Here is a 14,699-nt window from a genome sequence, read left to right as displayed (position 1 = left end):
AGAGACGCCGGGAAAACATGACGACATCACAAGACATCATCCGTCCCGACGTGCTCGCGATGACGAGCTATCCCGTGCCTGACTCGACGGGCCTGATCAAGCTCGACGCGATGGAAAATCCCTACAGCTTGCCCGACGATCTCGCCAGGGCGTTGGGCGCGCATCTCGCCGGCGTTGCGCTGAACCGCTATCCCGCGCCGCGGCCGGCCGAGCTGCTCGCGAAGATCAAGCGCGCGATGAACGTTCCCGAGGCCTGCGACGTGTTGCTCGGCAACGGCTCGGACGAGCTGATCAGCATGATGTCGGTCGCGTGCTCGAAGCCGGGCGCGAAGGTCGTGGCGCCCGTGCCGGGCTTCGTGATGTACGAAATGTCGGCGAAGTTCGCGCATCTGGAATTCATCGGCGTGCCGCTGAAGGCGGACTTCACGCTCGACGCCGACGCGCTGATTCGCGCCATCGATGAACACGCGCCCGCGCTCGTCTATCTCGCGTATCCGAACAACCCGACCGGCACGCTGTACGACGACGCCGACATCGAACGCGTGATCGCGGCGGCATCGAAGAGTCTCGTCGTGATCGACGAGGCGTATCAGCCGTTCGCCGAAAAAAGCTGGATGGCGCGCGCGGCTCAGTTCGACAACGTCGTCGTGATGCGCACGGTCTCGAAACTCGGGCTCGCCGGCATCCGGCTCGGTTACATGGCGGGCCGGCCTTCGTGGATCACGCAATTCGACAAGGTTCGCCCGCCGTACAACATCAACGTGCTGACGCAGGCGACCGCCGATTTCCTGCTCGATCACCTCGACGTGCTCGACGCCCAGGCCGCCGAACTGCGCGCGCAACGCGCGAATCTCGCACGCGAAGTGGCCGCGTTGCCCGGCATGACGGTTTTTCCGAGCGCGGGCAATTTCCTGCTCGTGCGGGTGCCGGACGCCGCCATCGCTTTCGAAACCCTTCTGACTTCGCGGGTTTTGATAAAAAACGTGGGTAAAATGCACCCATTGCTGGCTAATTGCGTGCGGTTGACTGTCGGATCGGCCGAGGAAAACGCGCACATGGTCGCGGCGCTGAAAAAGCTCGCGCCGAACTGAACCCCACTTTTCGAAAGTCTCAAGGAATCACCATGCGCATTGCGGAAGTCGTTCGCAACACCAGCGAAACGCAGATCCGTGTGAAGCTCGATCTGGACGGCACCGGCAAGCAGAAGCTCGCCACAGGCGTCCCGTTTCTCGATCACATGCTCGACCAGATCGCCCGTCACGGGCTCATCGATCTCGACATCGAAGCGCATGGCGACCTCCATATCGACGACCACCATACCGTCGAAGACACCGGCATCACGCTCGGAATGGCGATTGCAAAGGCCATCGGCGACCGCAAGGGCATTCGCCGCTACGGGCACTCGTACGTTCCGCTCGACGAAGCGCTGTCGCGCGTCGTGATCGATTTTTCGGGCCGGCCGGGTCTCGAGTTTCATGTGCCGTTCACGCGCGCGCGTATCGGCACGTTCGACGTCGACCTCACCATTGAGTTCTTCCGCGGATTCGTGAATCACGCGGGCGTGACGCTGCATATCGACAACCTGCGCGGCATCAACGCGCACCATCAGGTCGAAACCGTGTTCAAGGCGTTCGGCCGCGCGCTGCGCATGGCGTGCGAAGTCGACGAACGCGCCGGCGGGCAGATTCCTTCCACCAAAGGCAGTCTCTGACCGGCACACCGCGCTTCGACGCTCGCGCGCCGGGAACACGATGGATTTGTTCAAGTCGTTCATATCGCTGCTCGCGCTGATCAATCCGATCGGCGCGATACCGTTTTTTCTCAGCCTGACCTCGCAGCAATCGGACATCGAACGACGCAACACGATTCGCGTCGCTTCGATCTCGGTTTTCTGCGTGATCGCGGTGACGGCGCTGCTCGGGCAGCAGATCATCGCGTTCTTCGGAATTTCGGTCGGGTCGTTCGAAGTGGGCGGCGGCATCATCATGCTGCTCATGGCGATCAGCATGTTGAACGCGCAGGTCGGCAATGCGCGCTCGACGCCGGAAGAACGCATGGAAGCCGAGGAACGCAACAGCATCGCGGTCGTGCCGCTCGCGATTCCGCTGCTCACTGGCCCGGGCTCCATCAGCACGGTGATCGTTTATGCTGCCAATGCGCAGCACTGGTACGACCGCTTCGGGCTCGTCGTTCTGGGCGCGATCATCGCGGGCTTGTGCTTCGGCGCGCTGAATCTGGCCGAGCCGATCGCGCGTGTGGTCGGCAGAACGGGAATCAATATCGGCACGCGTCTCATGGGTTTGATGTTGTCCGCGTTGGCGGTGGAGTTCATCGTCAACGGGTTGAAGGCCTTGATGCCATCTTTGAAATGAATACTTCGATTGCGATTGTTGATTACGGAATGGGCAACCTGCGCTCGGTCTACCAGGCGCTCAAAAAGGCTGCGCCAGAGGCGAACGTGGCGATCGTCGATCAGCCAGAAGGCATCCACGCGGCGGATCGCGTCGTGCTGCCGGGTCAGGGAGCGATGCGCGACTGCATGGGCCATCTGGCCGAATCCGGCCTGCAGGAAGCGGTGATGCAAGCGGCGCGCGAAAAGCCGATGCTCGGCGTGTGTGTCGGCGAGCAGATGCTCTTCGACTGGAGCGAAGAGGGCGATACCAAGGGCCTCGGTCTTTTGCCCGGTAAAGTGGTGCGGTTCCAGCTCGACGGTCTCCTGCAGGACGACGGCTCGCGCTTCAAAGTGCCGCAAATGGGCTGGAACCGCGTTCGTCAGACGCAAGCTCACCCGATCTGGGACGGCGTCGCGGACGGTGCGTTCTTCTATTTCGTGCACAGCTACTACGTGGTGCCGGAGAATCCGGCGCACACTTCGGGCGAAACCGTGTACGGCAGCGCATTTACGTCGGCGGTGGCGCGGGACAATATCTTCGCGACCCAATTTCATCCGGAAAAGAGCGCGGACGCCGGTTTGCGCCTCTACCGGAATTTCGTGCACTGGAACCCGTGACATGGCGCGCGCGCTAGCGTTTTCGCTGATTACTACGGGCGCGTGACCGTTGCAAGACTTGTACTACACTAGCGAGACGGCCCGCGATACAGGCACGAAAGACCGCACGTGCGCCGTTTTGATCAACTTCACCCAGAAACTACGCGATACCTATGCTGCTCATTCCGGCCATCGATCTTAAGGACGGTCAGTGCGTGCGCCTCAAGCAGGGCGATATGGACCAGGCGACCATTTTCTCAGAGGAACCGGCGGCAATGGCCCGACATTGGGTCGATCGCGGCGCGCGACGGCTGCATCTGGTCGATCTGAACGGCGCATTCGCCGGCAAGCCGCGCAACGGCGACGCGATCCGCGCGATCCTCGACGAGGTGGGCAGCGAGATCCCCGTGCAACTCGGCGGCGGCATCCGCGATCTGGAAACCATCGAGCGCTATCTGGACGACGGCCTGTCGTACATCATCATCGGCACGGCCGCGGTGAAGAATCCGGGCTTCCTGCAGGACGCGTGCAGCGCGTTCGGGGGGCACATCATCGTCGGGCTGGACGCGAAGGACGGCAAGGTCGCGACCGACGGCTGGAGCAAGCTCACGGGGCACGAAGTCGTCGACCTCGCGCGCAAGTTCGAGGACTACGGCTGCGAATCGATCATCTACACCGACATCGGCCGCGACGGGATGCTCCAGGGCATCAACATCGACGCGACCGTGCGCCTCGCGCAGGCGGTGAAGATCCCGGTGATCGCGAGCGGCGGGCTGTCGAGCATCGCGGACATCGAGTCGCTCTGCGAAGTCGAGGACGAAGGCATCGAAGGCGTGATCTGCGGCCGCGCGATCTACTCCGGCGATCTCGATTTCAAGGCCGCCCAGACGCGTGCCGACGCGCTGCGCGAGGCCGACGGCGCCTGAAGCGCCTGAGCGCGAGCACATCTGAGCAGCACTCCGGGCGGCCGCGATGCCGCCCTTCCTCCGTAAGTGGCAAGAACATGGCTCTCGCAAAACGCATCATTCCCTGCCTCGACGTGACCGCCGGCCGCGTCGTGAAAGGCGTCAACTTCGTCGAACTGCGCGACGCGGGCGATCCGGTCGAAATCGCGCGTCGATACGACGACCAGGGCGCCGACGAACTCACGTTCCTCGACATTACCGCGACCTCCGATCAACGCGATCTGATTCTGCCGATCATCGAGTCGGTGGCGTCGCAAGTGTTCATTCCGCTGACCGTCGGCGGCGGCGTGCGCGCGGTCGAGGACGTGCGGCGTTTGCTCAACGCCGGCGCGGACAAGATCAGCATGAATTCATCGGCGGTCGCGAATCCGCAGCTTGTGCGCGATGCGTCGGACAAGCATGGGTCGCAATGCATCGTCGTCGCGATCGACGCCAAGCGCGTGTCGGCCGAGGGTGAAACGCCGCGCTGGGAAGTCTTCACGCACGGCGGCCGCAAGGCGACGGGCATCGACGCGATCGAATGGGCGCGCAAGATGGCCGAGTACGGCGCGGGCGAAATCCTGCTCACCAGCATGGATCGCGACGGCACCAAGGCTGGCTTCGATCTCGCGTTGACGCGCGCCGTGTCGGACGCGGTGCCGGTTCCGGTGATCGCGTCGGGCGGAGTCGGGTCGCTGCAGCATCTGGCGGATGGAATCGTCGAAGGGCACGCGGACGCGGTGCTCGCCGCGAGCATCTTCCACTACGGCGAGCACACGGTCGGCGAGGCCAAGCGCTTCATGGCCGACCAGGGCATTTCGGTGAGGAACTGAGTCATGACCGATCAAGCCGCCTGGCTCGACAAGGTGAAGTGGGATGCCAACGGCCTCGTGCCGGTCATCGCGCAGGAACACACCACCAACGACGTGCTCATGTTCGCGTGGATGAATCGCGAGGCGCTCGCGAAGACCATCGAGTTGAAGCGCGCGGTGTACTTCTCGCGCTCGCGGCAGCGCCTGTGGTTCAAGGGCGAGGAATCGGGCCACGTGCAGCACGTTCACGACGTGCGCCTCGATTGCGATGAAGACGTCGTGCTGCTCAAGGTCGAGCAAGTCTCGGGCATCGCGTGTCATACCGGCCGCCATTCCTGTTTTTTCCAGAAATTCGAGGGCACGGCGGAGCATGGCGAGTGGGTCGCCGTCGAGCCGGTCCTGAAAGACCCAGAAAGCATCTACAAATGACGCAAGCCAATACGCTGGACACGCTGCTGCGCCTCGCCTCCGTCATCGACAGCCGCAAGGGCGGCGATCCGGAACAATCCTACGTTTCCCGACTCTTTCACAAAGGTGACGATGCGATCCTGAAGAAAATCGGCGAGGAAGCGACGGAAGTCGTGCTCGCCGCGAAGGACGCGCGTCACGGCGGCGCACCGAAAGCGCTCGTCGGCGAAGTCGCCGACCTGTGGTTTCATTGCCTCGTAATGCTGTCGCATTTCGATCTGAGCCCCGCCGACGTCGTCGCGGAACTGGAACGTCGGGAAGGTCTGTCAGGGATCGAGGAGAAGGCACTGCGCAAGTCGCGTGAGCGCGAGCAGAACGGCGGCTGACGAGCCGTCTTGCATGTGAAGGAGAACAAGCATGAACCGGCAGTACGAACCTTATCCGCCGCCTGTCGTTCAGAATTCGAACGACCCTGAGCGTCTGCGCAGCATGCGCACGTTCACGCACGTCCTGTACGCGTTGTATGCGGTCTACTGGCTGACCGGCGGGTTGACCGGGCTGGTCGCCATCATCCTCGACTACATCAAGCGCGGCGATGCCGCCGGCACGCCGTACGAGGATCACTTCACCTGGCAGATCCGCACGTTCTGGTGGGCGCTGCTGGGTCATGTGATCGGTTTCGCGACGATCTGGATCGGCATCGGCTTCCTGATTCTCGGGGCGGTCAGCATCTGGACGCTGTATCGCATCATCAAGGGCTGGCTGTATCTCTACGAGAACAAGACGATCGAGCCGCGCGCGTGGTTCTGATCCAGCTGTGATCAATCGGGCCCGGCAACAGGAGACACGGGACATACATGAGTCAAGACAACTGCATTTTCTGCAAGATCGCTTCCGGGCAACTGCCGAGCACGAAGGTCTACGAGGACGATGAGTTCGTCGCCTTTAACGACATCAATCCCGCGGCGCCGGTGCACGTGCTGGTGATCCCGCGCAAGCATATTGAAACACTTTCCCATTGCACGGAAAGTGACAGTCCGCTACTTGGTAGAATGGTGAGTCTCGTCGGACGTTTGGCGAAAGATCTGGGTGTCTCTTACACGGGAGGCGACACCGGTTTTCGCACGGTAATAAATACCGGGCCGGGCGGCGGGCAGGAGGTGTATCACATCCACGCGCATTTGTTGGCCGGCGAGCGCCCGTGGCGCCGAATGGGGTAATGCTGCAATCTTTCTCGGCATTCTCCTTTCCAATGAAATATTGGGCGAGCAAAATCGATAGTTGACGCCGAGGCGGCATGCCTCGGCTGAGGCCGCAGGGCCGATCTTTCGTCCCCGGTACCCAAATCGGGGCGGAATCACGGAGAGTTTTCATTCATGGGTTCGTTAAGCATTTGGCATTGGTTGATCGTTCTGCTGATCGTGGCGCTCGTTTTCGGCACGAAGAAACTGCGCAATATCGGCGGGGACCTGGGCGGCGCGGTGAAGGGTTTCAAGGAAGGCATGCGCGAAGGCGACGGGCCGGCAAATTCGACCGATCAGCGCGAACTGCCGCGTAACGGCGCGGTGGACGTCGAGGCGAAGGACAAGTCCCGCTCGGGCGACTATCGCTGATCCGTCCGCGGACGATAACCTCCACTTCTCGTTCAATGCTCGATCTCGGTCTGACCAAAATGGCGGTCATTGGCGTCGTTGCGCTGGTGGTCCTCGGGCCGGAGCGCCTGCCCGGCGTCGCTCGCACGGCGGGTGCGCTCTTCGGGCGCGCGCAGCGCTACATCAACGACGTCAAATCGGAAGTCGCGCGCGAGATGGAACTCGATGAGCTGAAGAAAATGCGCACCGAGTTCGAAAACGCGGCGTCGAACGTCGAATCGACGATTCACGACACGCTCAAGCGCCACGAATCCGAACTGAACGACGCCTGGAAAGAGGGCACTTCGATTACGCCGAGCATTGCGGGCGGGGCGGCGGAATCGGCGGAAAGCGCTGCGTCGGACAAGCCTTGGGTCAGCACGTCTTCATCGACGTCGACCCGGCGCAAGAACTGGCGCGTGAAGCAGGCCGCGATTCCCAACTGGTACAAGCGCACGACCTCGCGTCGCACACGGGTTCAATCGGGCGCGGCGCGCGTCGCGCGCCATACACCCGCCACCCTGCGCCGGCAGACGAAGTTCTTCTGAGCGAGCCGCGATTCCTTCATCGATGATTTCTACCGAGGGCCGGCGTGAGCGACCCGCAACACACTAAAGAAGAGCCCGTCGAAGAGACGTTCATTTCGCATCTGGTCGAATTGCGCGACCGCATCATCCGCGCGGGTGCTTCGGTCATCGTCGTGTTCATCGGACTGGTTTATTGGGCGCCGGACATCTTCAAGCTGCTGGCGCGTCCGCTGATGCAGAACCTGCCCGCCGACGGCAAGATGATCGTCACCGACGTCACCGGCTCGTTCTTCGTGCCGATGAAGGTGACGATGCTCGTCGCCTTCGTGATCGCGCTGCCGTTGGTGCTGTATCAGGTCTGGGCGTTCGTCGCGCCGGGTTTGTATCAGCATGAGAAGAAACTCGTCGGACCGCTCGTCTTCAGCAGCTATACGCTTTTCCTTTGCGGCATGGCGTTCGCGTACTTTGTCGTATTCCCGACGATCTTTCGCGTCATGGCCCACTACAACGCGCCGCTAGGCGCGGAGATGACGACGGATATCGACAATTACCTGAGCTTCGTGCTGACGATGTTCATCGCGTTCGGCGTGACGTTCGAAGTGCCGATCGTCGTCGTGCTGCTGGCACGCATGGGCGTCGTGTCGATTCAGAAGCTCAAACAGATTCGTCCTTATGTGATCGTCGGCGCGTTCATCATCTCGGCGGTCGTTACGCCCCCCGACGTTTTCTCGCAGTTGATCCTTGCGATTCCGCTCGTCGTGCTCTACGAAGCGGGCATCATCGCGGCACGGCTTGTCGTCGGCAAGGAGCCGATCAAGAACGAGGAGCCGGCGGCGGAATAGGTGCGGCGAATTGTCGCGCCGAAAATCGGCTTGCTGAATACAAAAAAGGCAGCTTCGAGTGAATCGAAGCTGCCTTTTTCTTCTGCGGATGCCGCGTCTTATTCGTCGCCCTGGTCACCCTGATCGCCCTGGTCTTCGTCAGGCATCTGCGGTGCGCGCGGCGGTGCGGGACGTTTGCCGATCATTACGTTGACGTCCAGTTCCTTGTTCTTGCGCATCAGGTGAACCTTCACCGCCGTGCCCGGCTTGATCTGCGCGACCACGTTGAGCAGGCGCGTCGTGTCGGTGATGGTGTCGTCGTTGATGGACACGAGGATATCGCCCGGCTTGATGCCCGCCTTGTCCGCCGGACCGCCTTGCAGCACACCCGCGACGATCGCGCCGGACTTCTGGTCGAGCCCGAACGATTCGGCGATCTCGGGCGTCACGTCCTGCGGTTCGACGCCGATCCAGCCGCGCGTCACCGTGCCGGTGGTGATGATGCTCTCGAGCACGCTGCGGGCTGTCGACACGGGAATCGCAAAGCCGATGCCGAGCGATCCGCCACTGCGCGAATAGATCGCGGTGTTGATGCCGAGCAGATTGCCGTTCACGTCCACCAGCGCACCGCCCGAATTGCCGGGGTTGATGGCCGCGTCGGTCTGGATGAAGTTCTCGAACGTGTTGATGCCGAGGTGATTGCGCCCGAGCGCGCTGACGATGCCCATCGTGACCGTCTGGCCTACACCGAACGGATTACCGATCGCCAGCACGACGTCGCCGACGCGCGTCTGATCCATCCGTCCGAGCGTGATGGTCGGCAGATTGGTCATGTTGATCTTCAGCACGGCGAGATCGGTTTCCGGATCGACGCCGATCACCTTCGCGCTCGATGTGCGACCATCGGCGAGCGCGACTTCGATTTGATCCGCCCCGTCGACGACGTGCTGGTTCGTTAGAATGTAACCTTCCGAGCTGACGATGACACCGGAGCCGAGATTCGACGCTGGCGGCTCGTCGCTCTTGCGCTTGTTCTTGTCACCGAAGAAGTAGCGGAACAGCGGGTCTTTCGCGCGCGGGTCGGGCGGCAGGTTGCCGTCCTTGCTGGAGAACACGTTCACGACGGCCGGCATCGCCTTCTGCGCGCCTTCCGAGTAGGACGATTGAACCGGGCGCGAGCCGATGCTCGGCGCCACTTCCCGCAACGCGACGATCGGCTCGGCAAGCTGCTTGCCGAATTGGCCTTGACGTTGAAGCCACTGCGGTTTCAAGGTCGCGATGATGAACATCAGGGCCAAAAGCACGGTGACCGCTTGGGCAAAAAATAGCCAGAAGCGTCTAAGCATTTGAAGGGATAGAGGATTTCATGGATCGGATCGAACTCGAATTGTATCTGAACAATCTGCTGGAAATCGGCCGCTTCAAGGACTATTGCCCGAACGGCCTGCAGGTTGAAGGCGCGCGCCGCGTGCAGAAGATCGCGACCGGCGTGACGGCCTCACAGGCCTTTCTGGAGGCTGCGTTGGAGTGGGGCGCGGACACCGTGCTCGTGCATCACGGCTACTTCTGGCGCAACGAGGCGCCGCAGATCACCGGGCGCAAGCACCGAAGGCTGCGCACGCTGATCGCGAACGACATCAATCTCTTCGCTTACCATCTTCCGCTCGACTCGCATCCGGAGTTCGGCAACAACGCGCAAATCGGCGCACGGCTCGGTCTGATCTCGGACAGCCGGTTCGCTGATCAGGATCTCGGCTGGGTCGCGACGCTCGCCATGCCGCTGTCGCTCGAACACTTCAGCGCGATGGTGGAGAATGTGCTCGGCAGAAAGCCGCTCGTCTTCGGCGATACAGACAAGGAACTGCGGCGCGTGGCATGGTGCACGGGCGGCGCGCAAGGGTATTTCGAAGACGCCATCGCGGCGGGCGCGGACGTGTATCTGAGCGGCGAAGTCTCGGAGCAAACCATGCATATCGCGGCCGAATCGGGCGTGGCGTACATCGCGGCCGGCCACCATGCAACGGAGCGCTACGGCGTGCAGGCTGTGGGCGCGCACCTGTCCGAGCAATTTGATATCGAACATCTTTTTATCGATATCGATAATCCGGTTTAATACGCCATTAAGCCGTTGCGCGCATTATCGGCGCTTGCACTTGCCTTAAACGAACGCTTCACGAAGTTGCGCGAAAAACGTGGGGAAAACCCTGAAGCATCAATCACTTCGAGTGATTTTTGCTAGTCAGCCCTTGTAAATGCTAACTCCATTCGCGCACACTAACGGCGGAACAACTGATGTGACGGTATAAATCCAACTCAGAAGTGGGGCGTGTGATGCGAGACAAGGATGAAAAACGCGTCGACGGCGGCCGCCGTACCTGGCTGATTGCGACGACCGCAGCAGGTGGTTTCGGAGCAGTGGCAACCGTGGTTCCTTTTGTAGGTTCGTTTGCTCCATCGGAGAAGGCCAAGGCGGCGGGCGCGCCCGTCGAGGTCGATATCAGCGGACTCAAGCCGGGCGAGATGATGACCGTCGCCTGGCGTGGCAAGCCGGTGTGGATCGTAAACCGCACCGATGAAATGCTCGCCGACGTCAAGAAGGCCGACAACGAAGTTGCCGACCCGAAGTCCAAGATGGAATTCTCGATGCCGTTGCCGGAGTACTGCAACAACGAGTATCGATCGCGCGCCGATCACAAGAACATTCTCGTGGCGGTTGCCGTGTGCACGCATCTGGGTTGCACGCCGACGCCTCGTTTCCAGGAGGGTCCCCAAGCCAATCTCCCCGATAACTGGCCGGGCGGTTTCCTTTGCCCGTGCCACGGCTCGACCTACGACATGGCGGGCCGCGTCTTCAAGAACAAGCCCGCGCCGCAGAACCTGGACATTCCGCCTTTCATGTTCACATCCGCGACGCAACTCGTGATCGGCAAGGACGAAAAGGGAGAGGCGTAAATGGCAACCGCAGACAAGGAAGTAGAGACAACGGGCTTGACCGGTTGGATCGACCGCCGGTTTCCGCTGACCTCGACCTGGAAGAAGCACGTATCCGAGTATTACGCGCCGAAGAACTTCAATTTCTGGTACTTCTTCGGCTCGCTTGCGTTGCTGGTGCTCGTGAACCAGATCGTCACCGGCATTTTCCTCACGATGAACTACAAGCCCGATGCGACGCTCGCGTTCGCGTCGGTCGAGTACATCATGCGCGAGGTGCCGTGGGGCTGGCTCATTCGATATATGCATTCGACGGGCGCGTCGATGTTCTTCGTCGTCGTGTATCTGCACATGTTCCGCGGGCTGATGTACGGGTCGTATCGAAAGCCGCGCGAGCTCGTGTGGATCTTCGGCTGCGCGATCTTCCTGTGCCTCATGGCCGAAGCGTTCTTCGGCTATCTGCTGCCTTGGGGGCAGATGTCGTTCTGGGGCGCTCAGGTGATCGTGAACCTGTTCTCTGCGATTCCGTTCATCGGCCCGGATCTGTCGCTGTGGATTCGCGGCGATTACGTGGTGTCCGATGTCACGCTGAACCGGTTCTTCGCGTTCCACGTCATCGCGATTCCGCTCGTGCTGATCGGGCTCGTGGTCGCGCATCTGGTCGCGCTGCACGAAGTGGGCTCGAACAATCCTGATGGCGTCGAGATCAAGGCGAAGAAGGACGCGAACGGTATCCCGCTCGACGGCATCCCTTTCCATCCGTACTACTCGGTGCACGACTTCATGGGCGTGTGCGTGTTCCTGCTGATCTTCGCGGCGATCATCTTTTTCGCACCGGAAATGGGCGGCTACTTCCTCGAAGCCAACAACTTCGTGCCGGCCAACCCATTGCAAACGCCGCCGGAGATCGCGCCGGTGTGGTATTTCACCGCGTTCTACGCGATGCTTCGCGCCACCACGGACCCGTTCAAGATCGTGCTGATGATCGTGATCGCGCTGCTCGGCCTGCTGGCGCTGTTGAAGGCGCGCGGCAAATGGCGTCTCGGGCTGCCGGTGCTCGCGGTTCTCGTGCTCATCTTCATGGCGCTGACGGAATCGAAGTTCTGGGGCGTGGTGGTGATGGGCACGGCTGTCGTATCGCTGTTCTTCCTGCCGTGGCTTGACCGCAGTCCTGTGAAATCAATCCGCTATCGGCCGCTTTTCCACAAGGTCTTCTACGCGATTTTCGTTTTCGCGTTCCTGATGCTCGGCTTCCTGGGCACGCGACCGCCATCGCCAGCCGCGACGCTGATCGCGCAGATCTGCGCGCTGATCTACTTCGCGTTTTTCCTCGGCATGCCTTTCTGGACACCGCGCGGCAAATTCAGGACGCCGCCTGAGCGCGTGCACTACAAACCTCACTGAGCGCACGTCCGGAGACGAATACGATGAAAAAATGGCTCTCTACAATGGCGATGATCGGTGCGGCGCTGCTTGCGTTCGGTGCGGCGCCGGCGTTCGCGCAGGAAGAAGCGGTGCTCGATCGAGCGCCCGACAGTTCGGACAATCTCGCGTCTCTGCAGCACGGCGCCCAAGTTTTTGTAAACTACTGCCTGAATTGCCATAGCGCGACGCTGATGCGGTACAACCGGCTGACCGATCTCGGCATCAGTGAGAAGCAGATTCAGGAGAATCTGCTCTTCACGACCGACAAAGTCGGCAACACGATGTCCATCGCGATGCGCCCGGAAGACGCGAAAGCGTGGTTCGGCGCGTCGCCGCCGGATTTATCGGTCGAGGCGCGGGCGCGCGGCAAGGACTGGCTCTATACGTACTTGCGGAGTTTCTATCGTGATCCGACACGGCCGACCGGCTGGAACAACCGTGTCTACGAGAATGTTGGCATGCCGCACGTGCTGTGGACGCTGCAGGGCATCCGCGATGCGAAATTCGAGACCGATACGGACGAAAAGAGCGGCGAAAAGGTAAGAAGATTCATCGGTTACACTCAGGTTACGCCTGGTGCGATGTCGTCCGTGGATTATGATTCAACTGTGGCCGATCTCGTTTCGTACATGTCGTGGATGGCGGAGCCGGCGCAGCAGACGCGCAAACGGCTCGGCGTCTGGGTTTTGCTGTTCCTGGCGTTCTTGAGTTTCCTCGCGTGGCGCCTGAACGCGGCATACTGGAAAGATATCAAATAGCGCGCCTTCGAAGGCGTGGGTCGGCGCGACGGCGTTTTCCGCGAGGAAAACGTCGCGGCCGGCCCTTCGAGTTTACTGAAGGAACTTTAAAAACATGATGGTTCTGTATTCCGGCACTACTTGCCCGTTCTCCCAGCGCTGCCGGCTGGTGTTGTTCGAAAAGGGCATGGACTTCGAGATTCGCGACGTTGACCTGTTCAACAAGCCGGAAGACATCGCGGTGATGAACCCGTACGGTCAGGTGCCGATCCTCGTCGAGCGCGACCTGATCCTGTATGAGTCGAACATCATCAACGAATATATCGACGAGCGCTTCCCGCACCCGCAGCTCATGCCGGCAGATCCGGTGCAGCGCGCCCGCGCGCGCCTGTTCCTGCTGAATTTCGAGAAGGAATTGTTCGTCCATGTCGGCACGCTCGAGAACGAAAAGGGCAAGGCCGCCGAGAAGAACCACGAAAAGGCACGCAGCGCGATCCGCGATCGCCTCACGCAACTCGCCCCGATCTTCCTGAAGAACAAGTACATGCTGGGCGAAGAGTTTTCGATGCTCGACGTCGCGATCGCGCCGCTGCTGTGGCGTCTGGATCACTATGGCATCGAACTGTCGAAGAACGCAGCACCGTTGATGAAGTACGCCGAGCGGATCTTCAGCCGCCCGGCCTATATTGAAGCGCTGACGCCTTCCGAAAAGGTGATGCGTCGATAGTTTGAGTCGTTGGGACGCGGCGGCGCGGGTTTCGCGTGACCGCATTCCGGCAGAGGAAAGTTGATGCAAGAGATTTCCACCAAGCCGTATTTGTTGCGCGCACTGTATGAGTGGTGCACGGACAATGGTTTCACGCCCCACATCGCGGTTCGGGTCGATGCGGCCACGCGCGTGCCGCGTCAGTTCGTCCGCAACGACGAGATCGTGTTGAACATCAGCTTCGAGGCGACGAGCCAACTGCAGATGGGCAACGAGTGGATCGAGTTCAGCGCTCGGTTTTCGGGCAAATCGCACAAGATCGAAGTGCAGGTTGCGAATGTGCTCGCCATCTATGCGCGTGAGAACGGGCAAGGGATGGCGTTCCCGGTCGAGCAGTCGCATTCCGGCTCCGATTTGACGAGTGCGCCCGCCGCTTCGCGGCCGGCTGAGCGTGAGACCCGGCAGATCGAGGAGCCTGTTGGCGAGCGTATGGATTCCGCGTCGAAAGACGAGTCGCAAGCAGCAGAAGATGAAGCTTCGAAATCAGCCGCGAGGACTCACCTCAAAGTCGTTAAATGAAGTAGAATCTCGAGCTTCGCCGGCTTAGCTCATCTGGTAGAGCAGTTGATTTGTAATCATCAGGTGGCGGGTTCGAGTCCTGCAGCCGGCACCAAGACGCATGTCGACGGGTCGTGCGATGTCCGCACGACCCGTTTGCTTTGAGTCAGTTGGATGAGTAAGTCGAGTCAATAAGAAATGTTCTGAAAA

The 14,699-nt window shown here is 60.9% G+C and carries 20 protein-coding genes and 1 tRNA gene; 20 read left to right on the top strand and 1 reads right to left on the bottom strand.

What is annotated here, in order from left to right:
- Positions 1 to 17: 17 nt before the first annotated feature.
- From hisC to tatC, 13 genes are all read left to right on the top strand, one after another.
- On the top strand, positions 18 to 1,091 hold the full coding sequence (gene hisC, locus U4Y90_RS28615; protein ID WP_321799701.1) for a histidinol-phosphate transaminase: 1,074 nt from the start codon (positions 18 to 20) through the stop codon (positions 1,089 to 1,091).
- A gap of 32 nt (positions 1,092 to 1,123) precedes the next feature.
- The gene (hisB, locus tag U4Y90_RS28610; protein ID WP_321799699.1) at positions 1,124 to 1,711 is read left to right on the top strand and encodes an imidazoleglycerol-phosphate dehydratase HisB; all 588 of its coding nucleotides are present in this window, start codon (positions 1,124 to 1,126) and stop codon (positions 1,709 to 1,711) included.
- Positions 1,712 to 1,751: 40 nt separating this feature from the next.
- On the top strand, positions 1,752 to 2,372 hold the full coding sequence (locus tag U4Y90_RS28605; protein WP_061163612.1) for a YchE family NAAT transporter: 621 nt from the start codon (positions 1,752 to 1,754) through the stop codon (positions 2,370 to 2,372).
- On the top strand, positions 2,369 to 3,010 hold the full coding sequence (gene hisH / locus U4Y90_RS28600; RefSeq protein ID WP_321799696.1) for an imidazole glycerol phosphate synthase subunit HisH: 642 nt from the start codon (positions 2,369 to 2,371) through the stop codon (positions 3,008 to 3,010). Before U4Y90_RS28605 ends, hisH begins: the two co-directional genes overlap by 4 nt.
- A 152-nt stretch (positions 3,011 to 3,162) precedes the next feature.
- Complete coding sequence (gene hisA, locus U4Y90_RS28595) at positions 3,163 to 3,915, top strand: 1-(5-phosphoribosyl)-5-[(5-phosphoribosylamino)methylideneamino]imidazole-4-carboxamide isomerase (RefSeq protein ID WP_321799694.1); 753 nt, start codon at positions 3,163 to 3,165, stop codon at positions 3,913 to 3,915.
- Between the two features lie 77 nt (positions 3,916 to 3,992).
- Positions 3,993 to 4,766 (top strand): imidazole glycerol phosphate synthase subunit HisF, encoded by a 774-nt coding sequence (hisF, locus tag U4Y90_RS28590; protein ID WP_321799693.1) that lies wholly within the window; start codon positions 3,993 to 3,995, stop codon positions 4,764 to 4,766.
- A gap of 3 nt (positions 4,767 to 4,769) precedes the next feature.
- Positions 4,770 to 5,174 (top strand): phosphoribosyl-AMP cyclohydrolase, encoded by a 405-nt coding sequence (gene hisI, locus U4Y90_RS28585; protein ID WP_321799692.1) that lies wholly within the window; start codon positions 4,770 to 4,772, stop codon positions 5,172 to 5,174.
- On the top strand, positions 5,171 to 5,539 hold the full coding sequence (locus U4Y90_RS28580) for a phosphoribosyl-ATP diphosphatase (RefSeq protein ID WP_321799690.1): 369 nt from the start codon (positions 5,171 to 5,173) through the stop codon (positions 5,537 to 5,539). Before hisI ends, U4Y90_RS28580 begins: the two co-directional genes overlap by 4 nt.
- 31 nt (positions 5,540 to 5,570) lie before the next feature.
- Positions 5,571 to 5,963: a hypothetical protein gene (locus tag U4Y90_RS28575; RefSeq protein WP_321799689.1), complete on the top strand. Its 393-nt coding sequence runs from the start codon at positions 5,571 to 5,573 to the stop codon at positions 5,961 to 5,963.
- Positions 5,964 to 6,010: 47 nt separating this feature from the next.
- Positions 6,011 to 6,373, top strand: a complete 363-nt coding sequence (locus tag U4Y90_RS28570) for a histidine triad nucleotide-binding protein (protein WP_008344145.1) — start codon at positions 6,011 to 6,013, stop codon at positions 6,371 to 6,373.
- Between the two features lie 156 nt (positions 6,374 to 6,529).
- Complete coding sequence (gene tatA / locus U4Y90_RS28565) at positions 6,530 to 6,766, top strand: Sec-independent protein translocase subunit TatA (protein WP_321799687.1); 237 nt, start codon at positions 6,530 to 6,532, stop codon at positions 6,764 to 6,766.
- Positions 6,767 to 6,801: 35 nt separating this feature from the next.
- A complete protein-coding gene (gene tatB / locus U4Y90_RS28560; RefSeq protein WP_321799685.1) occupies positions 6,802 to 7,332 on the top strand; it encodes a Sec-independent protein translocase protein TatB in 531 nt (176 codons plus the stop codon).
- Positions 7,333 to 7,376: 44 nt separating this feature from the next.
- Positions 7,377 to 8,153 carry a twin-arginine translocase subunit TatC gene (gene tatC, locus U4Y90_RS28555; RefSeq protein ID WP_321799684.1) on the top strand — a complete coding sequence of 259 codons (777 nt, stop codon included), beginning with the start codon at positions 7,377 to 7,379 and terminating at the stop codon, positions 8,151 to 8,153.
- Positions 8,154 to 8,251: 98 nt separating this feature from the next.
- On the opposite strand, the gene U4Y90_RS28550 is transcribed toward tatC, so the two are convergent.
- Positions 8,252 to 9,478, bottom strand: coding sequence for a S1C family serine protease (locus U4Y90_RS28550; protein WP_321799682.1), 1,227 nt, complete (start codon positions 9,476 to 9,478; stop codon positions 8,252 to 8,254).
- 20 nt (positions 9,479 to 9,498) lie between these two features.
- Here U4Y90_RS28550 and U4Y90_RS28545 point away from each other — a divergent pair, with 20 nt between their 5' ends.
- From U4Y90_RS28545 to U4Y90_RS28515, 7 genes are all read left to right on the top strand, one after another.
- On the top strand, positions 9,499 to 10,245 hold the full coding sequence (locus U4Y90_RS28545) for a Nif3-like dinuclear metal center hexameric protein (protein ID WP_321799681.1): 747 nt from the start codon (positions 9,499 to 9,501) through the stop codon (positions 10,243 to 10,245).
- 218 nt (positions 10,246 to 10,463) lie between these two features.
- Positions 10,464 to 11,084, top strand: coding sequence for a ubiquinol-cytochrome c reductase iron-sulfur subunit (petA, locus tag U4Y90_RS28540; RefSeq protein WP_321799680.1), 621 nt, complete (start codon positions 10,464 to 10,466; stop codon positions 11,082 to 11,084).
- Positions 11,085 to 12,467 carry a cytochrome bc complex cytochrome b subunit gene (locus U4Y90_RS28535; RefSeq protein WP_321799678.1) on the top strand — a complete coding sequence of 461 codons (1,383 nt, stop codon included), beginning with the start codon at positions 11,085 to 11,087 and terminating at the stop codon, positions 12,465 to 12,467.
- Positions 12,468 to 12,490: 23 nt separating this feature from the next.
- Entirely contained in the window at positions 12,491 to 13,246 is a 756-nt protein-coding gene (locus tag U4Y90_RS28530) for a cytochrome c1 (protein WP_321799677.1), read from the top strand.
- A gap of 94 nt (positions 13,247 to 13,340) precedes the next feature.
- Positions 13,341 to 13,952 carry a glutathione S-transferase N-terminal domain-containing protein gene (locus tag U4Y90_RS28525; RefSeq protein WP_008344155.1) on the top strand — a complete coding sequence of 204 codons (612 nt, stop codon included), beginning with the start codon at positions 13,341 to 13,343 and terminating at the stop codon, positions 13,950 to 13,952.
- A 63-nt stretch (positions 13,953 to 14,015) separates the two neighbouring features.
- Entirely contained in the window at positions 14,016 to 14,510 is a 495-nt protein-coding gene (locus U4Y90_RS28520) for a ClpXP protease specificity-enhancing factor (protein WP_321799675.1), read from the top strand.
- An 18-nt stretch (positions 14,511 to 14,528) separates the two neighbouring features.
- Positions 14,529 to 14,604 (top strand) — tRNA-Thr (locus U4Y90_RS28515).
- The last annotated feature ends 95 nt before the right edge of the window (positions 14,605 to 14,699 follow it).

The sequence above is a fragment of the Caballeronia sp. J97 genome (genome assembly GCF_905220305.1).
GTDB lineage: Bacteria > Pseudomonadota > Gammaproteobacteria > Burkholderiales > Burkholderiaceae > Caballeronia.
Note: the sequence above shows the minus strand (reverse complement) of the source record. Positions and strands in the feature narration are given on the sequence as shown.

What these genes read in the sequence shown, in the direction of transcription:
- hisF (WP_321799693.1), top strand. Translation starts at nt 3,993, where the DNA reads ATGGCTCTCGCAAAACGCATCATTCCCTGCCTCGACGTGACCGCCGGC.
- U4Y90_RS28575 (WP_321799689.1), top strand. Translation starts at nt 5,571, where the DNA reads ATGAACCGGCAGTACGAACCTTATCCGCCGCCTGTCGTTCAGAATTCG.
- hisH (WP_321799696.1), top strand. Translation starts at nt 2,369, where the DNA reads ATGAATACTTCGATTGCGATTGTTGATTACGGAATGGGCAACCTGCGC.
- U4Y90_RS28545 (WP_321799681.1), top strand. Translation starts at nt 9,499, where the DNA reads ATGGATCGGATCGAACTCGAATTGTATCTGAACAATCTGCTGGAAATC.
- U4Y90_RS28550 (WP_321799682.1), bottom strand. Translation starts at nt 9,478, where the DNA reads ATGCTTAGACGCTTCTGGCTATTTTTTGCCCAAGCGGTCACCGTGCTT.
- hisA (WP_321799694.1), top strand. Translation starts at nt 3,163, where the DNA reads ATGCTGCTCATTCCGGCCATCGATCTTAAGGACGGTCAGTGCGTGCGC.
- hisC (WP_321799701.1), top strand. Translation starts at nt 18, where the DNA reads ATGACGACATCACAAGACATCATCCGTCCCGACGTGCTCGCGATGACG.
- hisB (WP_321799699.1), top strand. Translation starts at nt 1,124, where the DNA reads ATGCGCATTGCGGAAGTCGTTCGCAACACCAGCGAAACGCAGATCCGT.
- U4Y90_RS28520 (WP_321799675.1), top strand. Translation starts at nt 14,016, where the DNA reads ATGCAAGAGATTTCCACCAAGCCGTATTTGTTGCGCGCACTGTATGAG.
- petA (WP_321799680.1), top strand. Translation starts at nt 10,464, where the DNA reads ATGCGAGACAAGGATGAAAAACGCGTCGACGGCGGCCGCCGTACCTGG.
- hisI (WP_321799692.1), top strand. Translation starts at nt 4,770, where the DNA reads ATGACCGATCAAGCCGCCTGGCTCGACAAGGTGAAGTGGGATGCCAAC.
- U4Y90_RS28580 (WP_321799690.1), top strand. Translation starts at nt 5,171, where the DNA reads ATGACGCAAGCCAATACGCTGGACACGCTGCTGCGCCTCGCCTCCGTC.
- U4Y90_RS28530 (WP_321799677.1), top strand. Translation starts at nt 12,491, where the DNA reads ATGAAAAAATGGCTCTCTACAATGGCGATGATCGGTGCGGCGCTGCTT.
- U4Y90_RS28605 (WP_061163612.1), top strand. Translation starts at nt 1,752, where the DNA reads ATGGATTTGTTCAAGTCGTTCATATCGCTGCTCGCGCTGATCAATCCG.
- U4Y90_RS28525 (WP_008344155.1), top strand. Translation starts at nt 13,341, where the DNA reads ATGATGGTTCTGTATTCCGGCACTACTTGCCCGTTCTCCCAGCGCTGC.
- U4Y90_RS28535 (WP_321799678.1), top strand. Translation starts at nt 11,085, where the DNA reads ATGGCAACCGCAGACAAGGAAGTAGAGACAACGGGCTTGACCGGTTGG.
- U4Y90_RS28570 (WP_008344145.1), top strand. Translation starts at nt 6,011, where the DNA reads ATGAGTCAAGACAACTGCATTTTCTGCAAGATCGCTTCCGGGCAACTG.
- tatA (WP_321799687.1), top strand. Translation starts at nt 6,530, where the DNA reads ATGGGTTCGTTAAGCATTTGGCATTGGTTGATCGTTCTGCTGATCGTG.
- tatB (WP_321799685.1), top strand. Translation starts at nt 6,802, where the DNA reads ATGCTCGATCTCGGTCTGACCAAAATGGCGGTCATTGGCGTCGTTGCG.